We start from the raw sequence: 21,934 nt of genomic DNA on the forward strand, positions 1-21,934 counted from the left end.
GCGGTGCCTTACTCGGCCGTGCGGCTGGCGGCCGCGGTGTGGCCGGCCGGCGCGGCCTGGTCGTCGTCGGCCGTGGCGGTCTCAGCCGTCGCCGCGGCCTTGACCGCCTGCGCGGTGACCGTCTGTCCGGCGCTGACCTTGCTGCCGCCTTCCACCACCAGCTGCTCGCCGGCCTTCAGGCCACCGGTGACCACCCACTGGTCCTTCATCGCGCTGCCGGTCTGGACCACGCGCTCGACGATCTTCTTGTCGGCGCCGACCAGCTTCACCGTGGCCTCGCCCTTGGTGTTGCGGGTCACCGCGGTCTGCGGCACCAGGATGGCGGTGTCGTCGATCGCCATCGGCAGCACGGCGTTCACGTACATGCCTGGCAGCAGCAGGCCATCGGGATTGGGGATGACCGCGCGCAGGGTGACGTTGCCGGTGCCGGTGTCGACCGAGGTGCCGACGAATTCCAGCGTGCCGGTGTGGGCGTAGGTGCTGCCGTCTTCCAGGGTGACGCTGACCTGGGCCTTGCCGTCGACGGACTTGAGCGCGCCGCTGTCCATCTGCTTGCGTAGTGCCAGCAGCTGCGCGCTGGACTGGCTCACGTCCACGTAGATCGGGTCCAATTGCTGGATCGTGGTCAGCGCGGTGTCCTGGCTGGCGGTGACCAGCGCGCCGGGCGTGTAGGTGGAGGTGGCAATGCGGCCGCTGATCGGCGCGGTGATGCGGGTGTAGTCCAGGTTGATCTTCGCCGTCTGCAGGGCGGCCTTGGCCGCGACCACGGCCGCTTCGTCCTGGCGCAGCGTGGCGATGGCGTCGTCGCCATCCTGCTTGCTCACCGCGTCCAGCTTGACCAGGTTTTCATAGCGCGCCGCCTTGGGCTTGGCCGAGAGCACCGCGGCTTCGGCCTGCGCCAGGTCGCCCTTGGCGCTGTCGTATGCGGCCTGGTAGGTGGCCGGATCGATCTGGTAGAGCACCTGGCCCGCTTTGACTTCCTGGCCTTCGGTGAACAGCCGCTTCTGGATCAGGCCACCGATCTGCGGGCGCACGTCCGAGGTCATGTAGGCCACGGTGCGGCCGGGTAGGGTCTGGTCCATCGCCAGGCGCTGGGTGGACACGGCCTGCACGCTGACCGCGGCCTGCGGCTGTACGGGCGCTTGCGACTTGGAACACGCGGCCAGGCAGGCGGCCAGCATCAGCGGCAGCACCAGCGGGCGCAGGGCGGGACGAGAAGACAGGGAGGAAGACATGCAGGCGGCACTCAGGTTTTTTCCAGGCCTGCCACGCTGCGCGCCAAATGTGCAGCAAATATGGAGATTGCCGTGGCGGGGTTGCGTTGCCGGCCGCCGGCGCCACTAATGGCCCGGTCTTCCCGTCTCCCGGCTGCGCCTGCGTCCCATGAAATTTGGAATCACCGCCAAGTTGTTCTGCGCCGTGCTGGCCGCGTGCGCGGTGGTGCTGGTGGTCAACGGCGTGGCCACGCGCATCGCCTTCGAGCGCGGCTTCATGGGCTATCTCAACGACCAGGGCACCGGCCGCATGGAGCACCTGCTGCCGCGGCTGCAGGCCGAATACGCGCGCCACGGCAGCTGGGACTTCGTGCGCGGCAAGCCGGACGTCTGGTTCACCCTGATGCGCCCGAGCGAGGTCGAGATCGGCGACTTCGATCTGCGCGCGCCGCCGGTCTCGGACCAGAGCGGCGCGGTGTTCCGCTTCGCCCTGCTGGATGCGGACGGCAAGCGCGTGATCGGCAATCCCAATGTCGATGCCGATGCGGTGCGGCGCGCGATCCTCGTGCAGGGCCGCACCGTGGGCTGGATGGCGATGGTGCCGTTCCAGCGCGTGCTGGCCGCCAACGAGCAGCGCTTCATCGAACAGCAGCAGCGCCGCTGGTGGATGATCGGCATCGCCTCGGTGCTGGTGGCCGCCACGCTGGCCTGGTTGCTGTCGCGCGCGCTGTTGCGCCGGGTGCGCGGGCTGGCGTCTGCCACGCATCGGCTCGCAGCCGGCGACTACACCACGCGCATCGCCCCGGGCAGCGATGACGAAGTCGGACGGCTGGCGCAGGACTTCAACCGCATGGCCGATGCGCTGGAACACACCGAGCAGAATCGGCGCGCCTTCATGGCTGACATCTCGCACGAGCTGCGCACGCCGCTGGCGGTACTGCGCGCGGAACTGGAGGCGATCCAGGACGGCATCCGGCCGATGACCTGGACCACGCTGTCGCCGCTGCAGGGCGAAGTGCAGCAGCTGGGCAAGCTGATCGATGACCTGCACGACCTGGCGCTGACCCAGTCTGGTGCGCTGGCCTACCGCCGTGCCACGCTGGACCTGGGCGCGGTGTTGCAGGCCACGCTGGACGGCATGCGCGGGCGCTTCGCCGATGCGGGGCTGAACCTGATGGCGCCGCATTCGGCAGCAGCGCTGATGGTGCTGGGCGATGAGCGCCGCCTGCAGCAGCTGTTCGCCAACCTGCTGGAAAACGCGCTGCGCTACACCGACGCCGGCGGCGTGGTCGCCGTCCAGGCGCAGGCGGTCGATGGCCAGGCGCGGATCGTGATCGAGGACAGCGCGCCGGGCGTGGAGCCGGACAAACGCGCGCGGTTGTTCGAACGCTTCTACCGCGTGGATGCCTCGCGCAACCGCGCCAGCGGCGGCAGCGGCCTGGGCCTGGCGATCTGCCACAACATCGTGCTCGCCCACGACGGCGCCATCGCCACCGAGGCGTCCGCGCTGGGCGGCTTGCGCCTCGTGCTGACCCTGCCGCTGCAGGCATGAACGCGCCCACTGACAATGCCGGCACCGTGCTGGTGGTCGAGGACGAACCGCGCCTGGCCGCGGTGCTGCGCGACTACCTGCATGCGGCCGGTTATCGCAGCGACTGGATCGCCGATGGCGCGCAGGTGATAGACGCCTTCAACGCCCAGCGCCCGGACCTGGTGCTGCTGGACGTCATGTTGCCGGGTCGCGATGGCGTGGACCTGTGTCGTGCGATCCGCGCGGCCAGCGACGTGCCGGTGATCATGGTCACCGCGCGGGTGGAAGAGATCGACCGCCTGCTCGGCCTGGAAGTCGGCGCCGACGACTACATCTGCAAGCCCTTCAGCCCGAAGGAAGTCATCGCCCGCGTGGGCGCGGTGCTGCGCCGGACGCGTCATGGCCAACCCGATCCGCCGGTGGCCGGCCTGGCCATCGACGCGCACGGCGGCCGCGCGTTGCTGCATGGCCAGGCGCTGGACCTGACGGCGGTGGAGTTCCGCCTGCTGCGCACGCTGCTGGGGAGTCCGGGGCGGATCTGGTCGCGCGAGCAGCTGCTGGACCATCTCTACGCCGACCATCGCATCGTCACCGACCGCACCGTCGACAGCCACGTGCGCAACCTGCGTCGCAAGCTGCACGAAGCCGGCCTGGCCGACGACCCGATCCGCTCGATCTACGGCATGGGCTACCGCCTGGAAACCTGAGCGCTCGCTTTCGGCGGCGTGCGCGTGCGACGCTGCGGTGTCCTTTCTTGCGCGCCCTCCATGTCCGCACCCACGCCGACCAAACCCTTGCAGGGCGACGCCGCCCTGATCCGCGCCGTCGGCGCCTTCGCCCTGACCGCAGCGGTGATCAACATCATCGTCGGCGGCGGCATCTTCCGCATGCCGGCCACGCTGTCGCTGCAGATGGGCGCGGCTGCGCCTTTGGCGCTGCTGGCCGGCGCGCTGGCGATCATCCCGGTGACGCTGTGCTTTGCCGCCATCGGCAGCCGCGCCAGCGCGACCGGCGGGCCGTACACCTATGTTGGCACCGCGTTCGGGCCGTTCGCCGGTTTCATCGCCGGCGCACTGATGTGGATCGGCAATGTCGCGTCCAGCGCGGGCGTGGCCGCGGCCTTCGCCACCCAGGTCGCCAACCTGGTGCCTTCGCTGGGCACGCCGACGGCGCGCATCGCGCTGATCACCGCCCTGTACGCGGTGCTGTTTGCGCTCAACGCCTTCGGCGTGAAGCTGGGCGCGCGCGCGATCGCGGTGCTGGCCACGGTCAAGCTGACGCCCCTGTTTATCCTGGTGGCGTGCGGGATCTGGTTTGTGGACTGGAGCCAGGTCAGCTTCCTGCCGGGCGAAGTGCCGTCGTGGAGCGCGCTGGGCATGTCGATGGTGCTGGTGATCTTCGCCTACTCGGGCGTGGAGACCGCGCTGATTCCTTCTGGCGAAGTGCGCGATCCCTCGCGCAACGTGCCGCGCGCCACGCTGGTGGCGATCCTGCTGGTGGTGGCGCTGTACTTGGGCCTGCAGATCGTCGGCCAGGGCCTGCTGGGCCCGATGCTGGCCAAGAGCGGCGTGCCGCTGGCCGACACCGCCGCCGCGTTGTGGGCGCCGGCGCGCGTGCTGCTGCTGATCACCGCGTGCGTGTCGATGGCTGGCTTCGTGCTGGGCAACCTGCTGGCATCCTCGCGCTCGCTGTTCGCGCTGGGCCGCGATGGCTTTCTGCCGTCGGCCTTCGCCAAGGTCAGCCCGCGCTATCGCGTGCCGCTGCTGGCGCTGGTGGTGCACGCGCTGCTGGCGTGGATGCTGGCGCTGGGCGGCAGCTTCGATGCGCTGGCGCTGGTGTCCGGCGGCTCCAACTGCCTGGTCTACCTGCTGGTCTCCATCGCCGCCTGGCAGGCCCAGCGCCTGGACCTGCGCGAGCGCGGTGAGCCTTTCTTGCTGTGGGGCGGCCCGCTGATCCCGCTGCTGGCCGTGGCCGCGATGGTCGCCATCGTCACCACCCTGACCTCGAAGGAATGGCACGCCATCGGCGTCGCCCTGATTGCGTTGGTGCTGATCTACGGCGTGCTGCGCATGACTGGGCGCAAGGTGCGCGTGGGCGACTGACGCACCACGCCAGCCGCTGCAAGCGGCGTCCTTACGGAGCGTCGCTGTTGCGCTTCCTGAACTGCGCGGCCTTATGCCGGTTGCCGCACTGGGCCATGCTGCACCAGCGGCGCTTGTGCGACTTGGTGCGGTCGTAGAACCAGAGGATGCAGTCGGGGTGTTCGCACTGTTTGACGAGCGCGAAATCCCCCTCCACCAGTAGCGAGGCCACGGACTCGGCGACCGGGCCAAGCCGCGCCTCAGCGTCGTCATTTGCCGCCCGTCGTTGCAGCACGAAGTGGCCATCCACGTCGCGCGCCAAATGCGGCGTACTGCGGTAGGCATGCAGGTGCTGATTGAGTGCATCCAGTTGCACGGGCTCGCCCGCCTTGCGGCTGGCGACCAGCCCGCGCGCCAGCGCCCGCAATGCCTTGGCTTGCGCCAGCAGCGTCTCGGGCGTGCCGACGCCCGAGTCCGCGCCATCCAGCCCCAATCGCGCCATCCAGGCTGCCACGTCTTCGCCCGTGCGCCAGAGATCGACGTCCTCCCCGTTGCTGCGGACCTGGGTGTTGAGCAGATCCATGGCCAGGTGATCGCCGATCAGGGGCGGCTCGCCGGGATGGGGCGCGGCTCGGTCCGTTGCCATCGAAGTAACCTCTTAATTGATGTTTGACAGGTTATCACGGGCATGCCTAAACTGGGATCAAGTAACCTGTGAAATGATATTTATCAGGTTACTTTTAGCCCGTTGACGGAGGATTTCCCATGAACATCAAGCACACGCTCGCCGCAACCGCCTTGCTGGGCAGCGCCTTCCAGGCTGCTGCGTTCGACGCTGCCCCCCAGGTCCACCACGACACCATCGAGATCCAGGGCGTGCGCGTCTTCTATCGCGAGGCCGGCCCTGCAGATGCGCCCACCGTCTTGCTGCTGCACGGCTTCGGCGCCTCGTCCTACATGTTCCGCAACCTGATCCCCGTGCTGGCGCAGCGCTACCACGTCGTCGCGCCGGACCTGCCGGGCTTCGGCCAGACCGAGGTCGCGGCCGGGACGCACTTCGACTACACCTTTGATCGGCTGACCTCGGTCATCGATGCCTTTACCGTCGCCAAGGGCATCGACCGCTATGCGATGTACGTCTTCGACTACGGCGCGCCGGTGGGCTGGCGGCTGGCGGTGAAGCATCCGGAAAAAATCACCGCGATCGTCAGCCAGAACGGCAATGCCTACGAGGCGGGCCTGAGCGCGGGCTGGGCCGACGCGCGTAAGGCCTGGGCGCATCCGACCGCCGAGAATCGCGAGGCGCTGCGCCACTTCAATTCGCCCGAGATGATCCAGTGGCAGTACCAGGAAGGGGTCAAGGATCCTTCGCTGATCGCGCCGGAACCCTACCAGCTGGCCTCGGCAGCGATCGCCCGCATCGGCGAGACGCCGCAGATCGACCTGCTCGCCAATTACGGCGAGAACATCAAGCAGTACCCGCAGCTACATGCGTACTTCCGCCAATACCAGCCACCGTTGCTGGCGATCTGGGGTGAGCACGATCCGTTCTTCGTGCCCGCAGGCGCGGAAGCGTTCAAGGGCGATCTGCCGAAGGCGGACGTGCAGTTCGTGGACACGGGGCACTTCGCGATCGAAACGCATGGGGATGCCATCGCCAAAGCGATGCTGGAATTCCTGGATCGCAACCTCAAGCGCTGACCGCTGCCGCCGCCGTGTCATTGCACATGGCGGCGCGCTTCTACGCGCTCAAACGATGTGCTGCTCAGCCCAGCGCATCGGCATACACCTGCGTCACCCAGTCGACGAAGGCCCGCACGCGTGGCGGGGGATGTCGGCTGGGCAGCAGCAGGTGCACGGGGATCGGCGGCGGCGCCCACTCGGCGAGCACCTGCACCAGCGCGCCGCTGGCCAGTTCGTCGGCCACGCCCAGCGGCGGGATCTGGATCAGGCCGTGGCCCTGCACCGCGGCAGCGACGTAGTTGCGCGACTCGTTGACCTTGAGCCAGCCACCGATAGGGAAGTCGCGCGGCTTGCCGTCGATGAGGAACGCGAACGGATAGTCGATGTCGTGGTTGGGCGCGAAGAAACCGACCGCCTGGTGCTGCGCCAATTGCTCCGGATGCGTGGGCGTGCCATGCGTGGCGAGGTAACCGGGGCTGGCGCAGACCACTTCATGCAGCGTGCCCACGCGCCGCGCCACCAGCGACGAATCGCGCAGCGGCCCGCTGCGCAGCGCGCAGTCCACGCCCTCGCGCACCAGGTCCACCAGCCGGTCGCCGCTGCTGATCACCAGCGCGATGTCCGGATAGCGCGCATGGAACTCGTGCAGCCGCGGCAGCACCAGCTGCACCGCGTGACTGCCGTGCATTTCCACGCGCACGCTGCCGCGCGGGCGGGCGGCGACATTACGCAGCGCGCCTTCGGCTTCCTCCAGCTCGGCGAGCAGGTGCACGCAACGCTCGTAGAAGGCCTGGCCGTCGGCGGTGGTGCGGACCTGGCGGGTCGTGCGCTCCAGCAGGCGGCTGCCCAGGCGCGCTTCCAGCTGCTTGATCGCGTGGGTGGCGGTGGCGCGCGGCAGCGCCAGCTCGGCGGCCGCACGGGTGAAGCTGCCCAGCTCCACGATGCGGACGAACAGGTGCAGGGAATCGAAGCGGTCCATGCTGCCATTGTTGTCCCAGATTGAATGGTTCTGGCAACTGGCACTGGTTTATCCAGTCACGCTCAATAGCCAGACTGTGCCCATCCCGCCGGCCCAGCCGGCACACGATGAGGACTTTCCCCATGAGCACTTCGAACAAGACTGCGCTGGTCACCGGCGCTTCCCGCGGCATCGGCCGCGCCATCGCCCATCGCCTGGGCGCCGACGGCTTCAACGTGGTGGTCGGCTATGCCGGCAACGCCGCCAAGGCGGCCGAGACCGTGGACGCCATCACCGGCGCCGGCGGCCAGGCCATCGCGGTTCAGGCCGATGTGGCCGACGCGGCGGCGGTGGAAGCGCTGTTCGCCAAGACGCTGGAGCGCTTCGGCCGCCTGGACGTGGTGGTCAACAGCGCCGGTGTGATGGACATGGCGCCGATCAAGGCCGACAGCCTGGACAAGTTCGACGCGATGGTCGCCACCAACTTGCGGGGCGCCTTCCTGGTGCTGGCCCAGGCCGCGCAGCACGTGGCCGAAGGCGGCCGCATCGTCGCCGTGTCCACCAGCGTGATCGCCAAGTCCTTCCCGAACTACGGGCCGTACATCGCGACCAAGGCCGGCGTCGAAGGCCTGGTGAAAGTGCTGGCCAACGAGCTGCGCGGCCGCAACATCACCGTCAACGCGGTGGCGCCCGGCCCGACCGGCACCGAGCTGTTCCTGACCGGCAAGAGCGAGGAGCAGATCGCCCAGTTGGCCACGCTGCCGCCGCTGGAGCGCCTGGCCACGCCGGATGACATCGCCGCGGTGGTCGCCTTCCTCGCGGGCCATGACGGTGGCTGGGTCCACGCTCAGGTGCTGCGCGCCAACGGCGGCTTCGCCTAAGCCGCACCCCGCCGTCCCGTTTGTATCCACACAGGCGTGGCCCGCGGGCCGCGTCGACGGAGAAGTCATGCCATGAACACGCAGCACGACAAGAAAATCGTCCTGATCACCGGCGCGTCCAGCGGCTTCGGCGCACTCGGCGCCCGCGCGCTGGCCGCGGCAGGCCACACCGTCTACGCCAGCATGCGCGACACGCTGGGTCGTAATGCAGCGCAAGTGCAGGCCGCGCACGAGCACGCCATCCAACACGGCGTCGACTTGCGCACTTTGGAATTGGACGTGCAATCGCAGGATTCGGCCGATACCGCCATCGCCCAGATCATGGCCGACCACGGCCGCCTGGACGTGCTGGTCCACAACGCCGCGCACATGGTGTTCGGCCCGGCCGAAGCGTTCACGCCCGAGCAGTACGCGCAGCTCTACGACGTCAACGTGCTCGGCACCCAGCGCGTCAACCGCGCCGCGCTGCCGCAGCTGCGCCGCCAGCGTAGCGGCCTGCTGCTATGGGTCGGCAGCTCCAGCACACGCGGCGGCACGCCACCGTTCCTCGCGCCGTACTTCGCGGCCAAGGCGGCGATGGACGCGCTGGCGGTGAGCTATGCGAGTGAGCTGGCGCGCTGGGGCATCGAGACCAGCATCCTGGTGCCCGGTGCCTTCACCCAGGGCACCAACCACTTCGCCCACAGCGGCACGCCGGCCGATGCCGCGCGCGCCGCCGAATACGCCGAGGGCGCCACGCGTGGGCTCGCACAGCAGGCCAACGACGGCCTCGCCGCGGCCGAACCGCCTGATGCAGACGTGGCCGAGGTCGCCAGCGCGATGGTCGGCATCGTCAACACACCGGCCGGGCAGCGCCCGTTCCGCGTGCATGTCGATCCGTCCGACGACGGCGCCGCCGTGGTCAACGCCGTGGCCGACCGCGTGCGCGCCGAGTTCCTGCGCCGCGTCGGCCTGGGCGACCTGCTGCAGCCCGCTATTAGCTGATTGCTTCATCCGTCGCGCATCCTGCGCGGCGCTCAAACCGAAGGAGACATGTCATGCCGTTCGCCAACTACAAGTTCCCCGAGGGCATCCTCGATGCCGCCCGCAAGGAAGAGATCATCCACCGCACCACCGCGATCTTCGTCGAGTACTTCGGCGAAGGCGTGCGCCCCTACAGCATGGTCCTGGTCGAAGAGGTCGCCGACGGCGGCTGGGGCCGCGCGGATGAAACTCTCACGCTGGAGAAGATGGGCTTGACGGCGAAGCTTTAGGCCCATCAATGCTGGATGAGTTGGGATTCGCGCCTTCATCCAGCCTGAAAATCCGTTATGGCTAACAGTCGCTGTGCCATCATCTGATGGTGGTCGACTTAAGGTGGACGCAGATTATTCGTCGCGTGGCCACATCGATGTTTAAGACCCGCTCATCGCGCGAATCACCACCTGATGGGTTCATCAAACATTGATTAGTGATTGCGACGCAAGCTGTCTGTCGACCAAAAGCCGCGTTTGGCTTTTGGTCACTGCCAATGGAGCGTAGTCCAGAGACTCAAGTGATGATTCTTCGCCTGCTGCTAGCTCTGACATTCGTGCTCGCGTGCTTTGCCGCGGAGGGGCAGGCCCGTCGTCCACTTGATGTGGACGCGATCATGCGAGCCAAGGCTGCCACAGACAACGCGCTGTTTCTAACTGCACGTGGAGCGGATCTTCAGAGTGGAATCTCTAAATACGAAGCCGACGCCATCGCCAAGTTGTACTTCGCTACTTACATCGTGGGTTGCGGAACCGCGTATGGCGCAGCGGACGAGGGAGCGGTTTGGAAAGTCACGCCTTTAATTGGAGTGGCTGCTGTTCCGGACAAGAGTCCCATCATCATCAACAAGCACTCTGGTGCGATCTCTTGGGGGGACGGTCCTGCGTTCGCCTCGCTTGCAAAGTTCTTGAGCGAAATATCCAGGATCAGATCCGAATTACATAAGGGCGTCGAACGCTAACTTCACCTTCAGCCGAATTTGGACAGCAAGTTATCTTGCTGCTAGGGGTTTCTGAGCCAATGACATCTTCGCGGCGATCTACCACGCCGAACTATACGAACGCCCAAGCCTCTTCCTCACCTGCGGCGTCATGCCGCACGACCGACGTATCGGCGAAATGCGAGCTGAAATAAAGCGCGCGCTCCTTCTCGATGTAATCCCGCACCCACGCGCGTGAGCGACGCGCCTGGAGCGGGTCGGCGCAGAAGACGGAGTTCCAGTCCGGCTGCGCGAGTTGCACCGGGTGGTGCATGACGTCGCCGCCGAACAGTGCGGTCTCGCTAGCCGAAGACAGGGCGATAAAATCGTGCTCCAGCCGATGTGATCGACATGCAGTCGGGTCGGCAGCACAAGATCGGCGTCTTCGGGCGTGACGTCGGCGCGCGCCAGTCGCCGCACTTCATCTTGCGCCATGCCATCGTCCCAGCCAGAGCCACACGCGCGCACCTGGTGACCTCCCCAGCGCGCAGCCGGCGATATGGGTGATCTCCGCATCGCCGACCGATGGCGGCTTGGGGGGCGCGCCGATGAAACCCTCACGCTGGAGAAGATGGGGTTGCCGGCGAAAAGATGAAACGGCGCCCAGCGCCGGACGAACGCGCGGCTGGGTTCTCGGTGCCCTCTGTAAGCTTGCTAAGCTGAGGGGGCCGATCAGGATCTCCATCCCATGATCGCGTCGCTGAGCTTGGAGCCCTGGCGCATGGATCTGATCCGCTTGCTGCGTTCACTCGAAGAGTTTCTCTACGAGCTGGTGGGTTGGCTGGTCTTCTATCCCAGAACCTTCTGGAAGATCCTGCGTCACCCCGGGCAGATGGCGCGCTACACGCGCGAAGAGTTGCTCAAACCGCAGGACAGCAGGTTCCAGGCGACCATCAGCCCCGTCCTAATGCTCATCCTCACGGTCGGGCTCGCGCATGCGATCGAGCTGGTGACGCGGCAAGCGCTGCCCAATAGCAGCTCGCCCGTCGCGCCGTTGCTGTTTGGCAGCGACGAACGCCTGATGCTGACGCGATCCGCCATCTTCTGCGTCTTCGCACTCGGTGCGTCGCTTGGGACATTACGACGCCAGCGTATTGCCGTCACGCGCGAGACCCTGCGTGAGCCGTTCTCGATCCAGGCGTTCCTGGTGTGTCCGTTCGTCCTGGCACTGGCGGTCGGTGAAGCCCTGGTCCGCTCGCACGAAGTGCGCTGGCACATGGCCGGCATCGTGTTGTGCTGCACGAGTGTCGGCTGGTATCTGGCGGCAAGAACCGACGCGTTTCGCACGCTCAACGCGGCGGGGTTGTTCAGGGCCTTCTGGTTGGTATTGGCCTCATTCCTGCTGACGACGGCCGCGATCCTCGCAGTCGTCGCGGTCCTTCTCGTCTGAACATGCAGGAATCGCGGGCGCCGGGGTCGTGGTTGGCGAAGCGCCATCCGCGTGAGGCCGCGCCACGGGATCTGGCCACGTACCGCGCGCCGCGCTGACCGTGGAGCGCTACAACCAGGCGGCCTTGCTGGTGTCGAGCACCGATGGCGTGGCGGCGTTGCCGCTCCGGCTGCTGGCGCGCTACGCCGCGCAGCTGGACCTCTTCGATCTGCCGTTCGAGTTCCCGGACTTCACGCTATCGATGGCCTGGCATCCGCGCGCGCATCAAGTTCGGCGCATCAGTGGCTCCGCGCGTTTCCTGGACGCCGTGGAATAGCCGAGCTGGGCCATCGCGGCTTCAGTCAGCGGACGTTCGCCTAATCCAGCCGCATCACGCCCTTGCGTGGCATCGTTGTGCCGAGCGTCTCTGCGCTCACCGGCTCGCCCAGCGCGCGCAGGACCGGCGCCTGCTCCGGCAGCGGCACGCGGGCGATGGTGTCCTCGATCTTCGCCAGCCGCGCGAACGCGGGCAGGGCGAACATGCGCTGCAGCCACGCCGCACTGCGCGGCCAGCGCATGGCGTCGATCTCGAAGCGCACGAAGGCGGCATTGCGGAAGAAACTGGCGATGGCGATATCGGCAATCGAAAGTGCGCCCAGGAGGAAGCCGTCGGCCGGCATCTGCGGTTCCAGCCAGTCCAGGCAGGCGGGCAGTTCGACATCGCGCGCGTGGTTGAAGGCGGTTTCGTCAGTGGCTTCCTTGAACAGGAAGCGCTTGGGCCCGCGCTGGTAGAACATCTTCGCCACGATGACCTCGCCCAGGCGCGCGTCGGCGTATTCCTCAAGCCAGCGCGCCTGGGCGCGTTCGCCGATGTCGACCGGATACAGCGATGGCGTGGGGTGGCGATCCTCCAGGTACTGACAGATCACGCTGGAATCGTTGATCACACGCGGGCCGTCGATCAGCACCGGGATGCGGCGCAGTGGACTGAGCTGTTCGAATTCATCGCCGCCCAGGAACGGCGCGATCGGATCGATGGTGTAGCGCAGGCCCTTGAGGTCCATGCACACCAGCACCTTGCGCACGTAGGGCGACAGGTAGCTACCCACCACGTGATAGATCGGCGTGCTCATGCGTGGCTCCCTTGTTGGTGTGGAAGTCGCAGCCTAGCGCCTGGCATCACCGCGCGTCGTGATGCGTGCATGTGGATGATGTGGGAGCCGCTTCAGCGGCGATGTAGAGCAGCTCCCACAAGCTCGGCTCAGCGCTTGCGCTTCTCCAGCAGCAGCTTGATGCCCACGGCCACCAGGGCCAAGACCAGGCCCGCGGCCAGCGCCAGCAAGGCGAGCAGCAACCAGGAGGCCATCAGCGGAACACCACGGTGCGGTGGCCGTTGAGCAGGATGCGGTGCTCCACGTGCCGGCGCACGGCGCGCGACAGCACCACCGATTCGATATCGCTGCCCAGGCGGACCAGGTCGCGCGGAGTCATGGCGTGATTCACGTGGGCCACGTCCTGCTCGATGATCGGGCCTTCGTCCAGGTCCGGGGTCACGTAGTGCGCGGTGGCGCCGATGATCTTGACCCCGCGCGCGTGCGCCTGGTGGTACGGCTGCGCGCCTTTGAAGCTGGGCAGGAAGCTGTGGTGGATGTTGATCGCGCGCCCGGCCAGCGCTGCGCACAGCTTGGGCGACAGGATCTGCATGTAGCGCGCCAGCACCACCAGGTCGATGCGCTCGCGTTCGACCAGGTCGATGATCGCCTGTTCCTGTTCGACGCGATTGCCGGCATCGACCGGCAGGTGGTGGAACGGCACGTCGTAGGACGCGCTGAGCGGGCCGAAGTCGGGATGGTTGGAGGCGACCGCGGCGATCTCCACCTTCAGCTGCTTGCTGTGGGTGCGGAACAGCAGGTCGTTGAGGCAGTGGCCGTGCTTGCTGACCAGCACCAGCAGGCGCGCCTTGGCGCTGGCGTCGCGGATCTGCCAGTCCATCGCGAACTCTTCGCCCAGCGGCGCGAAGCGCGCGCGCAGCGCGTCGGCGTCCAGCGCCGGTGGCAGGTCGAAGTGCACGCGCAGGAAGAACCGCCCCGTATCGGCATCGCCGTACTGCTGGGCATCCAGGATGTTGCAGCCGGTTTCGAACAACAGGCCGCTGACGCGGTAGACGATGCCCGTGCGGTCAGGGCAGGAGAGGGTGAGGATGTGGTCGCGGGGCATAGGCCCGGGATTTTAAGGCCCGATGCCCGGTTTGCGGCCGATGGTTTCAGTCGTCGTCTTGTTCGTCGTGGCTGCGTTTGCGTCGATTCCTGCGCCGCGCGTTGGCTGCGTCCAGCCGCGCCAGCGAATCGGCAACCGGCGTCTCCACCGCTTCCTGGGTGGTGATGAAGGCGCGCTTGTGGCCCGGGTCCTCCAGCCGACCCTGGACCAGGAACACGTTTTCGCCCTGTTCCACCAGGCCGATGTGGCGGCTCAGCACCACGTGATCCACGCGGCGGAAGCCCTTCTCGCGGGCCAGCGGCATCAGCCGGGCGATCATGCGCGCGCTGGCCTCGTCCGGCGCGCGGCCGACCTCGGCGTCGAGCTGGTGCACGCCGCGGGCGATCTGTTCGTAGAGCCGGTGCTCGGGATGTTCCGGATGATCCGGGCCGATGACCTCGGACGAATGCGGTTGCGCCGATGCGGTCACGCGCGGCACCCGGGGGTGCGCGATGCCCGCACCGATGGCATGGAACCAGCCTGCATGTGTCCTCCCATGACACCGCGCCGCGAGGATCGGCGGCGCGTGCCTCCACCTTAGCCGCAGCGCGTGGCGATGCTCAAGCCGCGCTGCAACCCAACCGCGCGTGCGGTCACGGTCCGCGCCGGGCGGCGCGGGCGCGTGTTCAACTGTGCGCGGTGGCCAGCTGCAGCTGGTCGGCCGCGGTGACCTGGACATGGGTCTGGTAGTAGTACTTGTCGGTGGCCTTGCCGTCGTCATCGATGAAATAAATCTTGACCCGGCGCGCCGCGCCTTTCACGACGATGTCCTTGCCCACCAGCGCCTTGGACAGCGGCGCGTCGAAGCGGTCTTCCAGCGCCTGCGCGGCCATTGGCGTGATGGCGATGGTCAGGTTGCGCTGGTCGCGGTAGTCCGCTTCCGAGTTGAGGAAGGTGATGCCGTGCTGCATGCCAGTGGCACGCACCGGCATGGCGAAGGTCCCGGTGACCACCTTGGGCGCGGCATCGGCGGCGCGTTCGATGGCCTGGCGCGGGGCGATGGTATCGGCGTTGCCCAGGCGGGCATCGGGATGGGTGGCGCAGGCGGCCAGCAACGGCAACAGCAGGGCGAACAACATCCGTGTCTTCATGTGGAGCTCCTTGGGTGAAGCCTCGATCATACGGCGCGTGATGCGCGCCGTGGTGACAGGATGACTAGCGCTGTCCCGCGCGACGCGCGCTGACCTTGGCCAGCGCGGCCAGGTCCAGTTCGCCATCGCCGTGGGCCACGCCTTCGAGCAGGCCGTCGCGCAGCGTGCTGGCCAATGGCATCGGCACCTGCGTGGCTTCGCCGGCGGCCAGTGCCAGGCGGACATCCTTCAAACCCAGCGCCAGCTTGAAGCCGGCCGGGCTGTACTGCTCGCGGGCGATCAGGCCGCCGTAGCCCTGGTACACCGGCGCGGCGAACACGGTGCTGGTGATCAGCTCGATGAAATCCGCCGGCGCCAGGCCGTGGCCGCGGACGAAGGCGCTGGCCTCGCCCATCGTGCCCACCGCGCTGGCCAGGCAGAAGTTCACCGCCAGCTTGATCGCATTGGCCTGCTCGGGCGCTTCGCCGAACGGCCAGGTCTTCGCGCCCAGCACATCCAGCAGCGGTTGCACGCGGGCGATGGCATCGGGCGTGCCGGCGACCATCAGGTTGAGTTTGCCGGCCTGGGCGACATCGGGGCGGCCCATCACCGGCGCGGCGACATAGCCGACGCCGCGGGCCTGGTGCAGCGCGGCCAGCTCGCGCGCCAGGGCGACCGAGACGGTGGCCATGTTCACGTGCACTGCGCCGGCCGGCAGCGCGTCGAGCAGGCCGTCGTCCAGCACCGCGCTGCGCACGGCCTCGTCGTTGGCCAGCATCGAGAACACCACCGGCGCGATGGCAACGTCGCGGGGCGTGGCGTACGTCAATGCGCCGTCCTGTTGCAGGGCTTCGCGCGGGCCCGGGCTGCGATTCCACACATGTAGCGTGTGACCGGCCTTGAGCAGGTTGCGCGCCATCGGCGCGCCCATCGCGCCCAGGCCCAGGAATCCGATATCCATCGTCATGCCTCGTGTGGTGTCGATCGTATGAAAGGCGCGCGGCGACTCAGCCGAACAGGCCCTTGGCGCTGCGCGGCTGGCAGCGCAGGTACTGCGGCGAAGCGTGCACGGTCGCGCCGAGTTCGGCCGCTGCATGCCAAGGCCAGCGCGGGTCGTAGAGGAGGCCGCGGGCGAGGGCGACCGCATCGGCCTTGCCTTCGGCGACGATGCGCTCGGCATGGCGCGGCTCGGTGATCAGGCCCACCGCGATCACCGGCATCGTGCTCAGCGTGGCCTTGATGTCGCTGGCGAATGGCACCTGGTAGCCGTCTTCCGGTTTGATTTGCTGGCGTGGGTCCAGGCCGCCGCTGGAAACATGCAGATAGCTGCAGCCGCGGGCTTCCAGCGCCTGCGCCAGCGCCACGCTCTGGGCGACATCCCAGCCGCCCTCGACCCAGTCGCTGGCCGAGATGCGCATGCCCACCGCCACGCTGGCCGGCACCGCGGCGCGCACCGCGTGGAACACCTGCAGCGGAAAGCGCAGGCGATTTTCCAGCGTGCCGCCGTAGGCATCCTGGCGATCGTTGCTGAGTGGCGACAGGAATTGATGCAGCAGGTAGCCATGTGCGCCGTGCAGTTCGATCAGGTCGAAGCCGAGCCGGTGCGCCCGCACCGCGCTGTCGACGAAGGCCTGCACGATCGCGTCGATGCCGGCCTGGTCCAATGCCTGCGGTGCGGGATCGCCTTCATTGAACGGCCGCGCGGTCGACGACACCGTCTGCCAGCCATGTTCGCCCTCCGGCGCGATCGCGGCGCCGCCGTGATCCCAGGGTTTGTGCGTGGAGGCCTTGCGGCCGGCATGGGCCAGCTGGATGCCGAGCGGCATTGGTGACCAGCGCCGGAGCGAAGTCACCGTGGCCTTGAGCGCGGCTTCGGTGGCGTCGTCGTACAGGCCCACATCGCCCCAGGTGATGCGCCCGCGCGGCTCGACCGCGGTGGCCTCGACGATCAGCAGGCCGGCGCCGGACTGGGCCAGGGTGCCCAGGTGCTGCGCGTGCCAGTCGCTGGTGCAGCCCTCCTCGGCCGAGTACTGGCACATCGGCGCGACCACGATGCGGTTGGACAGGGACAGCGGCCCCAGGGCAAGGGGCGAGAACAGCTGGCTCACGTGGCAATCCTGTTGGCGATCAAGAGCACTATTGCACTGCGCGCGCGGGGCCGGCTCAACCGGACGGGTGGATCACTGCGTCATGCCTGCGGCGCAGCGTGTCACGTGGTTTAGACACGCCTTACCTCTGGTGTGGCAGCCGCTTGATCGATCACGCCGTATCGCTGCTGAAGCAGCTCCCACAAGGGCATGGCGCAATCAGGCCAGCAGAAACGCCAGCGCTTCCGCGCAATCGTGCTGCACCTTGAGCGTGAGCAGCGCATCGGCGCGGGTGCGGCCGCGGTTCAATGCGGCGATCGGCGTGCCGGCCTTGTGCGCCCACTGCGCGAAACGAAAGCCCGAATAGACCATCAGCGACGAGCCCACCACCAGCAGCGCATCGCTGTGCGCCAGCGCATGCTGCGCGGCCTGCACGCGTTCGCGCGGCACGTTCTCGCCGAAATAGACGACATCGGGCTTGAGTACGCCGCCGCAGTGTGTGCACGCGGGGATGTCGAATGTGGCGAAGTCCGCCTCCAGGTCCGCGTCGCCATCGGGTGCGATGCCGGCCTCCAGTTCCAGCCAGCCGGGATTGCGGTCGATCAGCGCGTGCTGGAACTCCTCGCGCGGCGTGCGCCGTTCGCAGCCCATGCAGCGCACCACGTCCAGCCGACCATGCAGGTCGACCACCTCGCGACTGCCGGCGGCCTGGTGCAGGCGGTCGACGTTCTGGGTGAGCAGCATCGAGACCTGGCCACGGGCTTCCAGCGTGGCCAGCGCGTGGTGCACGCCGTTGGGTTGCGCGGCCAGGAAGCGCGGCCAGCCCACCAGGCTGCGCGCCCAGTAACGCTGGCGCGTGGCCAGTTCGCCCATGAAGGCCTGGTAGGTGACCGGCTGCGCGCGCTTCCAGTCGCCGTTGCGGTCGCGGTAGTCGGGAATGCCCGAATCGGTGCTGCAGCCAGCGCCGGTGAGCACGAAGATCCGGTCGTGCCGTTCGATGAAATCGCGCAGGTCGTGCGGCGTGGCGTCCGTCGCAGCCAGCGCCAGCAGCGCGCTCACGCCTGCACCCTGGCCGCGGCCAGATAGCCGCGCGCCAGCAGGGTGAGTTGCATGCGCAGCGGCGCCACGCGATCGGCCGGCGCGCCGGCATTGAGCAGGTCGCACATCGGCCCGACCAGGGCGCCAAGCAGCACGCCTGCGACTTGCGGCGCATCGGCAAAGCGCGCGTCACGCGTCGCGCCAAGCATCGCGATGATCGCCTGTTCCATGCGCACGCGGCCGGCGGCGACCAGCGCGGGGCCGCCGTGCATTTCAGCGATGGCATACAGCGCCAGCGAGATCTCCTCGTGTTCCAGCTTGGCGGCGACGAAGGCCTCAACGATGGCGGTGGCCGTGTCATCGAGCGTGGCGCCCTGCACGCGCGCGCCGGCATCTTCCACCGCGGTGGCCACCGTATCGAGATGCCATTCCAGCAAAGCGGCCAGCATGGTGCTGCGGTTGCGGTAGTACTGGTACAGCGTGCCGACCGAGACGCCGGCGCGTTCAGCCACGCGCGTGGTGGTGCTGCCTGCAAGGCCGTGGGCGATCAGAACCTGAAAGCTGGCCTCGCGGATCGCCTCCACCGTCGCCTTGGAACGCGACTGGAGCGGCTGTTTGCGGGCTTGCAGGGCGTCGGGCAGGGCGCTCATGGAATGCGAATTCCCACGCTGGAAGATCCTCCATATCTTGGGTGTCCCCGAAGACAACGCAAGGACACCGACCATGAATACACCGACTGCGCCCGTCGCCCTGGTCACCGGCGCCAACAAGGGCATCGGCCTGGGCCTGGTGAAGCAGCTGGCCAACGCCGGCTGGACCGTCTACCTGGGCAGCCGCGATGCCGCGCGTGGACACGCCGCCCGCGACAGCCTGCCCGCCGGGCTGGACATCCGCGTGCTGGCGCTGGACGTGACCGACGCGCGCGCACTGCAGGCCGCCACCGACACCGTGCAACAGGGAAGCGGCAAGCTCGACGTGCTGATCAACAACGCCGGCATCGCGCTGGATGTCGAGCCGCCGTCCAAGGCCACGCTGGAATCGCTGCGTGGCACCTTTGAGACCAACGTCTTCGGCCCGGTGCTGGTGACCCAGGCGATGCTGCCGCTGCTGCGTGCTGGCACGCTCAAGCGCATCGTCAATGTCTCCAGCGAGCTGGGTTCGGCCACGCTGCATGGCGATCCCAACTTCAAGTACGCCTTCGTCAACGGGCTGAGCTACTGCTCCTCCAAGAGCGCGCTCAACGCCTTTACCGTGCTGCTGTCCAAGGAGCTGTACGCGGAAGGCTTCGCGGTCAACGCGGTGAATCCCGGCTACACCGCCACCGACCTCAACGGCCACAGCGGCACGCTCACCGTCGAGCAGGCCGCCACCACCGTCGCCCGCGTGGCGCTGTCCGAGCTGGGCACCGGCAGCTTCTTCACCGAAGGCGGCCGCCTGCCGTGGTGAGGGGCAGGCGCTGCCGGTGAATTGCCGGCGAGGACGGGCTCGGGGGATACTCCGGGCGACCCGCAGGATGCGGGGCTCGCGGCCAGCCGTGCCGCGTGCCAGCCGACCTTCGCACCTGCCCGAGTCCCACCGTTCCGTGAGTCAGACCGCCACGCCGCCCGCCGCCACGACCGTTTCCACCGCGCTGCGCCTGGCGCTGCTGGAAGACGACGACGTGCTGCGCGATCGCGTGCTGGTGCCCGGCCTGACGCGGCACGGCTTTGACGTGGAGCCGATGCGCACCGTGGCCCAGCTGCATGCAGCGCTGGAACGCGGCAGCTTCGACCTGATCGTGCTGGATATCGGCCTGCCCGACGGCGATGGCTTCAGCCTGACCCGCGAGCTGCAGGCTGGCCGGCCCGGCATGGGCATCGTGATCCTGAGCGGCCGCGACACCTCGCCGGACAAGGTGCGGGGCCTGAGCCAGGGCGCCGATGCCTATCTCACCAAGCCGGTGGAAATCGAGATGCTGGCCGCGACCTTGTTCAGCGTGGCGCGCCGGCTCACCCGCCCCGAGGCTGCGCCGGTCGCCGGCCCGGCCGAGTGGCAACTGCAGGACGATGGCTGGTGCCTGTTCTCGCCGGACGGCAAGGCGGTGGCGCTGACCCAGTCCGAGCGGCGCGTGTTGCTGTGCCTGTGGCGTACGCGCGGCAAGCTGGTCTCGCGCGAATCGCTGCTGGACACCCTGGGCGGCGACATGGGCCTGGAGATCGATCCGCACCGGCTCGACGCGCTGCTGCACCGGCTGCGGCAGAAAGTGCAGGACCGCGCCGGCATGGCTTTGCCGCTCACCGCCGTACGCGGCGCCGGTTACCTGTTCAACCCGCAGGGACCGTAAGCGGCGCGGCCACCTGCGGCAGGCGCAGGGTGAAGCGCGTGCCCTGGCCGGGCGCACTGTCCACCCACAGGCTCCCGCCGCTTTGCTGGGTCAGCTCCTGCGCCACCGCCAGGCCTAGGCCCGTGCCCTGGCCCGCGGGTTTGGTGGTGAAGAACGGTTCGAACGCCTGCTGCATCACCTCGGCCGGCATGCCGATGCCGGTATCGGACAGGCGCAGCACCACCTGCGCCTGCTCGATCGACACCTCGATGGTGAACGTACCGCCCTCGGGCATCGCATCGCGCGCATTGGCGGCGAAGTTGAGCATCACCAGATCGAACTGCGCGCGGTCCAGGTGCACCACGCACGGCGCCGGCGGCGTGACCAGCTGTACCTGCACGTGCGTGCCGAACAGCTGGCGCAGCATCGGCTGCAGTTCGCGCAATGCACCGGCCACATCGAAGTCACTGGGCACCGCCAGTTCGCGTCGGCTGAAGCTCAACAGCTTGCGGCTGATCGCCACGCCGCGCTGCGCCGCCAGCTCAACGCCTTCCAGTGCCTCGCCCATGGCCTGCGCGTCGGTCACCGGATCGAAGTCCAGCTCATGCAGGCGATGGCGCTGGGCGGTGTAGCCGATGATCGCGCCGAGGATGTTGTTGAAGTCGTGCGACACGCCGCTGGCCAGGTGGCCCACCGACTCGATCTTCTGCAGGTGCAGCAGGCGTTCCTGCACGCGCTCGCGTTCGCGCATTTCCACGCGCAGGCGCTCGGCCGAGCGGCGCGCGCTGAACAGGCCTTCGCGCAGCGCCTCCACGGTGCGGTCCAGCACCAGGGTGATCATGAAGTAGCTCATCGCCAGCGACGGCAGGTTCTGGAAGGGATTGCCCTGGCCACCGGGGGCCTGGCCCTCCGGGCTTTCCATCCCCAGCCAGAACATCCCCGGGATGCATACGTACACCGCCCACAGCGCCCAGCGGCCGATCACCAGTGCGGCCAGGGTCAGCAGCATCATCGGATAGGGATCGAAGGCCTGCAGCTGGTAGCCGAAGGCGATGTTGGCCGCGATGCCCGAGCACAGGGTGATGCCGATGAACAACGCCGTGGCCGGCTTGACCTTGCCACGGCGGATCAGCCACACGCCGATCCAGGCCGCCAGTGTCATCGCCGCATCGGTGCCGATGTCCACCGCCAGTTGCGTGGCGTCCATCTGGATCCGCGAGGCGGTCAGCAGGTGGTAGCCCTTGTTGAGCGGGATCTCGGTGCCCAGGAAGATCAGCAGCACCTGCAGCGCCGGCGCGTTGCGGCGATCGATCGAGTCGGTGGCCGGCACCCGGCGCAGCCAGGCGACCGCCTGGCGCCACAGTGGCAGGCCCCACGGTTCGCGCCAGAGCCGACTGCGGTGTGATGTCCCCATGGGCCGTGAGTCTAGCGTGAGCCAGCCATGAGATTGCGGGCATTGAGCGCGTGCGGC

General features: G+C 68.0%; 24 protein-coding genes and 1 pseudogene. 12 read left to right on the top strand and 13 right to left on the bottom strand.

Going from position 1 to position 21,934, the window contains the following annotated elements; all coding sequences use genetic code 11:
* Positions 1–8: 8 nt before the first annotated feature.
* Positions 9–1,235 (bottom strand): efflux RND transporter periplasmic adaptor subunit, encoded by a 1,227-nt coding sequence (locus BMZ17_RS17790; protein ID WP_139203000.1) that lies wholly within the window; start codon positions 1,233–1,235, stop codon positions 9–11.
* A 148-nt stretch (positions 1,236–1,383) separates the two neighbouring features.
* Between BMZ17_RS17790 and baeS the strand changes: the two genes are divergently transcribed.
* The 3 genes from baeS to BMZ17_RS17805 are packed head-to-tail and all read left to right on the top strand — an operon-like array spanning position 1,384 to position 4,847.
* Complete coding sequence (gene baeS, locus BMZ17_RS17795) at positions 1,384–2,766, top strand: sensor histidine kinase efflux regulator BaeS (RefSeq protein WP_093142013.1); 1,383 nt, start codon at positions 1,384–1,386, stop codon at positions 2,764–2,766.
* The gene (locus tag BMZ17_RS17800; protein ID WP_093142018.1) at positions 2,763–3,452 is read left to right on the top strand and encodes a response regulator; all 690 of its coding nucleotides are present in this window, start codon (positions 2,763–2,765) and stop codon (positions 3,450–3,452) included. The genes baeS and BMZ17_RS17800 overlap by 4 nt, the downstream gene beginning before the upstream one ends.
* Positions 3,453–3,512: 60 nt before the next feature.
* Positions 3,513–4,847: an APC family permease gene (locus BMZ17_RS17805; RefSeq protein ID WP_093142022.1), complete on the top strand. Its 1,335-nt coding sequence runs from the start codon at positions 3,513–3,515 to the stop codon at positions 4,845–4,847.
* Between the two features lie 31 nt (positions 4,848–4,878).
* On the opposite strand, the gene BMZ17_RS17810 is transcribed toward BMZ17_RS17805, so the two are convergent.
* A complete protein-coding gene (locus tag BMZ17_RS17810; RefSeq protein ID WP_217645839.1) occupies positions 4,879–5,409 on the bottom strand; it encodes a CGNR zinc finger domain-containing protein in 531 nt (176 codons plus the stop codon).
* 182 nt (positions 5,410–5,591) lie between these two features.
* On the opposite strand from BMZ17_RS17810, the gene BMZ17_RS17815 reads away from it, so the two are divergent.
* On the top strand, positions 5,592–6,527 hold the full coding sequence (locus BMZ17_RS17815) for an alpha/beta fold hydrolase (protein ID WP_093142030.1): 936 nt from the start codon (positions 5,592–5,594) through the stop codon (positions 6,525–6,527).
* Positions 6,528–6,591: 64 nt separating this feature from the next.
* Here BMZ17_RS17815 and BMZ17_RS17820 read toward each other — a convergent pair whose 3' ends face one another.
* Entirely contained in the window at positions 6,592–7,488 is an 897-nt protein-coding gene (locus BMZ17_RS17820; RefSeq protein ID WP_093142034.1) for a LysR family transcriptional regulator, read from the bottom strand.
* 122 nt (positions 7,489–7,610) lie between these two features.
* Between BMZ17_RS17820 and BMZ17_RS17825 the strand changes: the two genes are divergently transcribed.
* From BMZ17_RS17825 to BMZ17_RS17840, 4 genes are all read left to right on the top strand, one after another.
* Entirely contained in the window at positions 7,611–8,348 is a 738-nt protein-coding gene (locus tag BMZ17_RS17825) for an SDR family oxidoreductase (RefSeq protein WP_093142038.1), read from the top strand.
* 72 nt (positions 8,349–8,420) lie between these two features.
* Complete coding sequence (locus BMZ17_RS17830) at positions 8,421–9,332, top strand: SDR family NAD(P)-dependent oxidoreductase (RefSeq protein WP_093142043.1); 912 nt, start codon at positions 8,421–8,423, stop codon at positions 9,330–9,332.
* A gap of 53 nt (positions 9,333–9,385) precedes the next feature.
* Complete coding sequence (locus BMZ17_RS17835; RefSeq protein WP_093142048.1) at positions 9,386–9,601, top strand: tautomerase family protein; 216 nt, start codon at positions 9,386–9,388, stop codon at positions 9,599–9,601.
* A 284-nt stretch (positions 9,602–9,885) separates the two neighbouring features.
* Entirely contained in the window at positions 9,886–10,323 is a 438-nt protein-coding gene (locus BMZ17_RS17840) for a hypothetical protein (protein ID WP_093142053.1), read from the top strand.
* Between the two features lie 91 nt (positions 10,324–10,414).
* On the opposite strand, the gene BMZ17_RS17845 is transcribed toward BMZ17_RS17840, so the two are convergent.
* The gene (locus BMZ17_RS17845) at positions 10,415–10,615 is read right to left on the bottom strand and encodes an MBL fold metallo-hydrolase (protein WP_093142057.1); all 201 of its coding nucleotides are present in this window, start codon (positions 10,613–10,615) and stop codon (positions 10,415–10,417) included.
* A gap of 414 nt (positions 10,616–11,029) precedes the next feature.
* Between BMZ17_RS17845 and BMZ17_RS17850 the strand changes: the two genes are divergently transcribed.
* Together BMZ17_RS17850 and BMZ17_RS17855 are read left to right on the top strand one after the other, a co-directional pair.
* Entirely contained in the window at positions 11,030–11,731 is a 702-nt protein-coding gene (locus BMZ17_RS17850; RefSeq protein ID WP_093142062.1) for a hypothetical protein, read from the top strand.
* 82 nt (positions 11,732–11,813) lie between these two features.
* Positions 11,814–12,047 (top strand): annotated as a pseudogene (locus BMZ17_RS17855) (LysR family transcriptional regulator); the annotation flags it as partial.
* A gap of 40 nt (positions 12,048–12,087) precedes the next feature.
* Here BMZ17_RS17855 and BMZ17_RS17860 read toward each other — a convergent pair.
* The 8 genes from BMZ17_RS17860 to BMZ17_RS17895 all read right to left on the bottom strand — a co-directional run bounded on the left by BMZ17_RS17860 (position 12,088) and on the right by BMZ17_RS17895 (position 18,811).
* Positions 12,088–12,843, bottom strand: coding sequence for a glutathione S-transferase family protein (locus BMZ17_RS17860; RefSeq protein ID WP_093142071.1), 756 nt, complete (start codon positions 12,841–12,843; stop codon positions 12,088–12,090).
* Between the two features lie 232 nt (positions 12,844–13,075).
* Positions 13,076–13,927, bottom strand: coding sequence for a formyltetrahydrofolate deformylase (gene purU / locus BMZ17_RS17865; RefSeq protein WP_093142076.1), 852 nt, complete (start codon positions 13,925–13,927; stop codon positions 13,076–13,078).
* Between the two features lie 46 nt (positions 13,928–13,973).
* A complete protein-coding gene (locus BMZ17_RS17870) occupies positions 13,974–14,396 on the bottom strand; it encodes an XVIPCD domain-containing protein (RefSeq protein WP_093142410.1) in 423 nt (140 codons plus the stop codon).
* Positions 14,397–14,592: 196 nt separating this feature from the next.
* The gene (locus BMZ17_RS17875) at positions 14,593–15,057 is read right to left on the bottom strand and encodes a hypothetical protein (protein WP_139203002.1); all 465 of its coding nucleotides are present in this window, start codon (positions 15,055–15,057) and stop codon (positions 14,593–14,595) included.
* A 64-nt stretch (positions 15,058–15,121) separates the two neighbouring features.
* Positions 15,122–15,997, bottom strand: coding sequence for an NAD(P)-dependent oxidoreductase (locus tag BMZ17_RS17880; RefSeq protein WP_093142413.1), 876 nt, complete (start codon positions 15,995–15,997; stop codon positions 15,122–15,124).
* A gap of 46 nt (positions 15,998–16,043) precedes the next feature.
* Positions 16,044–17,144 carry an NADH:flavin oxidoreductase/NADH oxidase gene (locus tag BMZ17_RS17885; RefSeq protein WP_093142085.1) on the bottom strand — a complete coding sequence of 367 codons (1,101 nt, stop codon included), beginning with the start codon at positions 17,142–17,144 and terminating at the stop codon, positions 16,044–16,046.
* Between the two features lie 198 nt (positions 17,145–17,342).
* A complete protein-coding gene (locus tag BMZ17_RS17890; RefSeq protein WP_254775425.1) occupies positions 17,343–18,182 on the bottom strand; it encodes an NAD-dependent protein deacetylase in 840 nt (279 codons plus the stop codon).
* Entirely contained in the window at positions 18,179–18,811 is a 633-nt protein-coding gene (locus tag BMZ17_RS17895; protein WP_093142090.1) for a TetR/AcrR family transcriptional regulator, read from the bottom strand. Before BMZ17_RS17895 ends, BMZ17_RS17890 begins: the two co-directional genes overlap by 4 nt.
* Before the next feature lie 73 nt (positions 18,812–18,884).
* On the opposite strand from BMZ17_RS17895, the gene BMZ17_RS17900 reads away from it, so the two are divergent.
* Entirely contained in the window at positions 18,885–19,607 is a 723-nt protein-coding gene (locus tag BMZ17_RS17900) for an SDR family oxidoreductase (RefSeq protein WP_093142095.1), read from the top strand.
* 136 nt (positions 19,608–19,743) lie between these two features.
* Complete coding sequence (locus tag BMZ17_RS17905; protein ID WP_254775427.1) at positions 19,744–20,484, top strand: response regulator transcription factor; 741 nt, start codon at positions 19,744–19,746, stop codon at positions 20,482–20,484.
* On the opposite strand, the gene BMZ17_RS17910 is transcribed toward BMZ17_RS17905, so the two are convergent.
* Entirely contained in the window at positions 20,465–21,877 is a 1,413-nt protein-coding gene (locus BMZ17_RS17910; protein ID WP_093142103.1) for a sensor histidine kinase, read from the bottom strand. The two genes, BMZ17_RS17905 and BMZ17_RS17910, sit on opposite strands and share 20 nt — an antisense overlap.
* Between the last annotated feature and the right edge of the window lie 57 nt (positions 21,878–21,934).

It is taken from the genome of Pseudoxanthomonas sp. GM95, assembly GCF_900109775.1.
Classification (GTDB): Bacteria; Pseudomonadota; Gammaproteobacteria; order Xanthomonadales; family Xanthomonadaceae; genus Pseudoxanthomonas_A.

What these genes read in the sequence shown, in the direction of transcription:
- purU (WP_093142076.1), bottom strand. Translation starts at nt 13,927, where the DNA reads ATGCCCCGCGACCACATCCTCACCCTCTCCTGCCCTGACCGCACGGGC.
- BMZ17_RS17880 (WP_093142413.1), bottom strand. Translation starts at nt 15,997, where the DNA reads ATGGATATCGGATTCCTGGGCCTGGGCGCGATGGGCGCGCCGATGGCG.
- BMZ17_RS17910 (WP_093142103.1), bottom strand. Translation starts at nt 21,877, where the DNA reads ATGGGGACATCACACCGCAGTCGGCTCTGGCGCGAACCGTGGGGCCTG.
- BMZ17_RS17825 (WP_093142038.1), top strand. Translation starts at nt 7,611, where the DNA reads ATGAGCACTTCGAACAAGACTGCGCTGGTCACCGGCGCTTCCCGCGGC.
- BMZ17_RS17835 (WP_093142048.1), top strand. Translation starts at nt 9,386, where the DNA reads ATGCCGTTCGCCAACTACAAGTTCCCCGAGGGCATCCTCGATGCCGCC.
- BMZ17_RS17845 (WP_093142057.1), bottom strand. Translation starts at nt 10,615, where the DNA reads ATGCACCACCCGGTGCAACTCGCGCAGCCGGACTGGAACTCCGTCTTC.
- BMZ17_RS17815 (WP_093142030.1), top strand. Translation starts at nt 5,592, where the DNA reads ATGAACATCAAGCACACGCTCGCCGCAACCGCCTTGCTGGGCAGCGCC.
- BMZ17_RS17900 (WP_093142095.1), top strand. Translation starts at nt 18,885, where the DNA reads ATGAATACACCGACTGCGCCCGTCGCCCTGGTCACCGGCGCCAACAAG.
- BMZ17_RS17860 (WP_093142071.1), bottom strand. Translation starts at nt 12,843, where the DNA reads ATGAGCACGCCGATCTATCACGTGGTGGGTAGCTACCTGTCGCCCTAC.
- BMZ17_RS17820 (WP_093142034.1), bottom strand. Translation starts at nt 7,488, where the DNA reads ATGGACCGCTTCGATTCCCTGCACCTGTTCGTCCGCATCGTGGAGCTG.
- BMZ17_RS17830 (WP_093142043.1), top strand. Translation starts at nt 8,421, where the DNA reads ATGAACACGCAGCACGACAAGAAAATCGTCCTGATCACCGGCGCGTCC.
- BMZ17_RS17875 (WP_139203002.1), bottom strand. Translation starts at nt 15,057, where the DNA reads ATGAAGACACGGATGTTGTTCGCCCTGCTGTTGCCGTTGCTGGCCGCC.
- BMZ17_RS17895 (WP_093142090.1), bottom strand. Translation starts at nt 18,811, where the DNA reads ATGAGCGCCCTGCCCGACGCCCTGCAAGCCCGCAAACAGCCGCTCCAG.
- BMZ17_RS17800 (WP_093142018.1), top strand. Translation starts at nt 2,763, where the DNA reads ATGAACGCGCCCACTGACAATGCCGGCACCGTGCTGGTGGTCGAGGAC.
- BMZ17_RS17810 (WP_217645839.1), bottom strand. Translation starts at nt 5,409, where the DNA reads ATGGATCTGCTCAACACCCAGGTCCGCAGCAACGGGGAGGACGTCGAT.
- baeS (WP_093142013.1), top strand. Translation starts at nt 1,384, where the DNA reads ATGAAATTTGGAATCACCGCCAAGTTGTTCTGCGCCGTGCTGGCCGCG.
- BMZ17_RS17840 (WP_093142053.1), top strand. Translation starts at nt 9,886, where the DNA reads ATGATTCTTCGCCTGCTGCTAGCTCTGACATTCGTGCTCGCGTGCTTT.
- BMZ17_RS17790 (WP_139203000.1), bottom strand. Translation starts at nt 1,235, where the DNA reads ATGTCTTCCTCCCTGTCTTCTCGTCCCGCCCTGCGCCCGCTGGTGCTG.
- BMZ17_RS17850 (WP_093142062.1), top strand. Translation starts at nt 11,030, where the DNA reads ATGATCGCGTCGCTGAGCTTGGAGCCCTGGCGCATGGATCTGATCCGC.
- BMZ17_RS17805 (WP_093142022.1), top strand. Translation starts at nt 3,513, where the DNA reads ATGTCCGCACCCACGCCGACCAAACCCTTGCAGGGCGACGCCGCCCTG.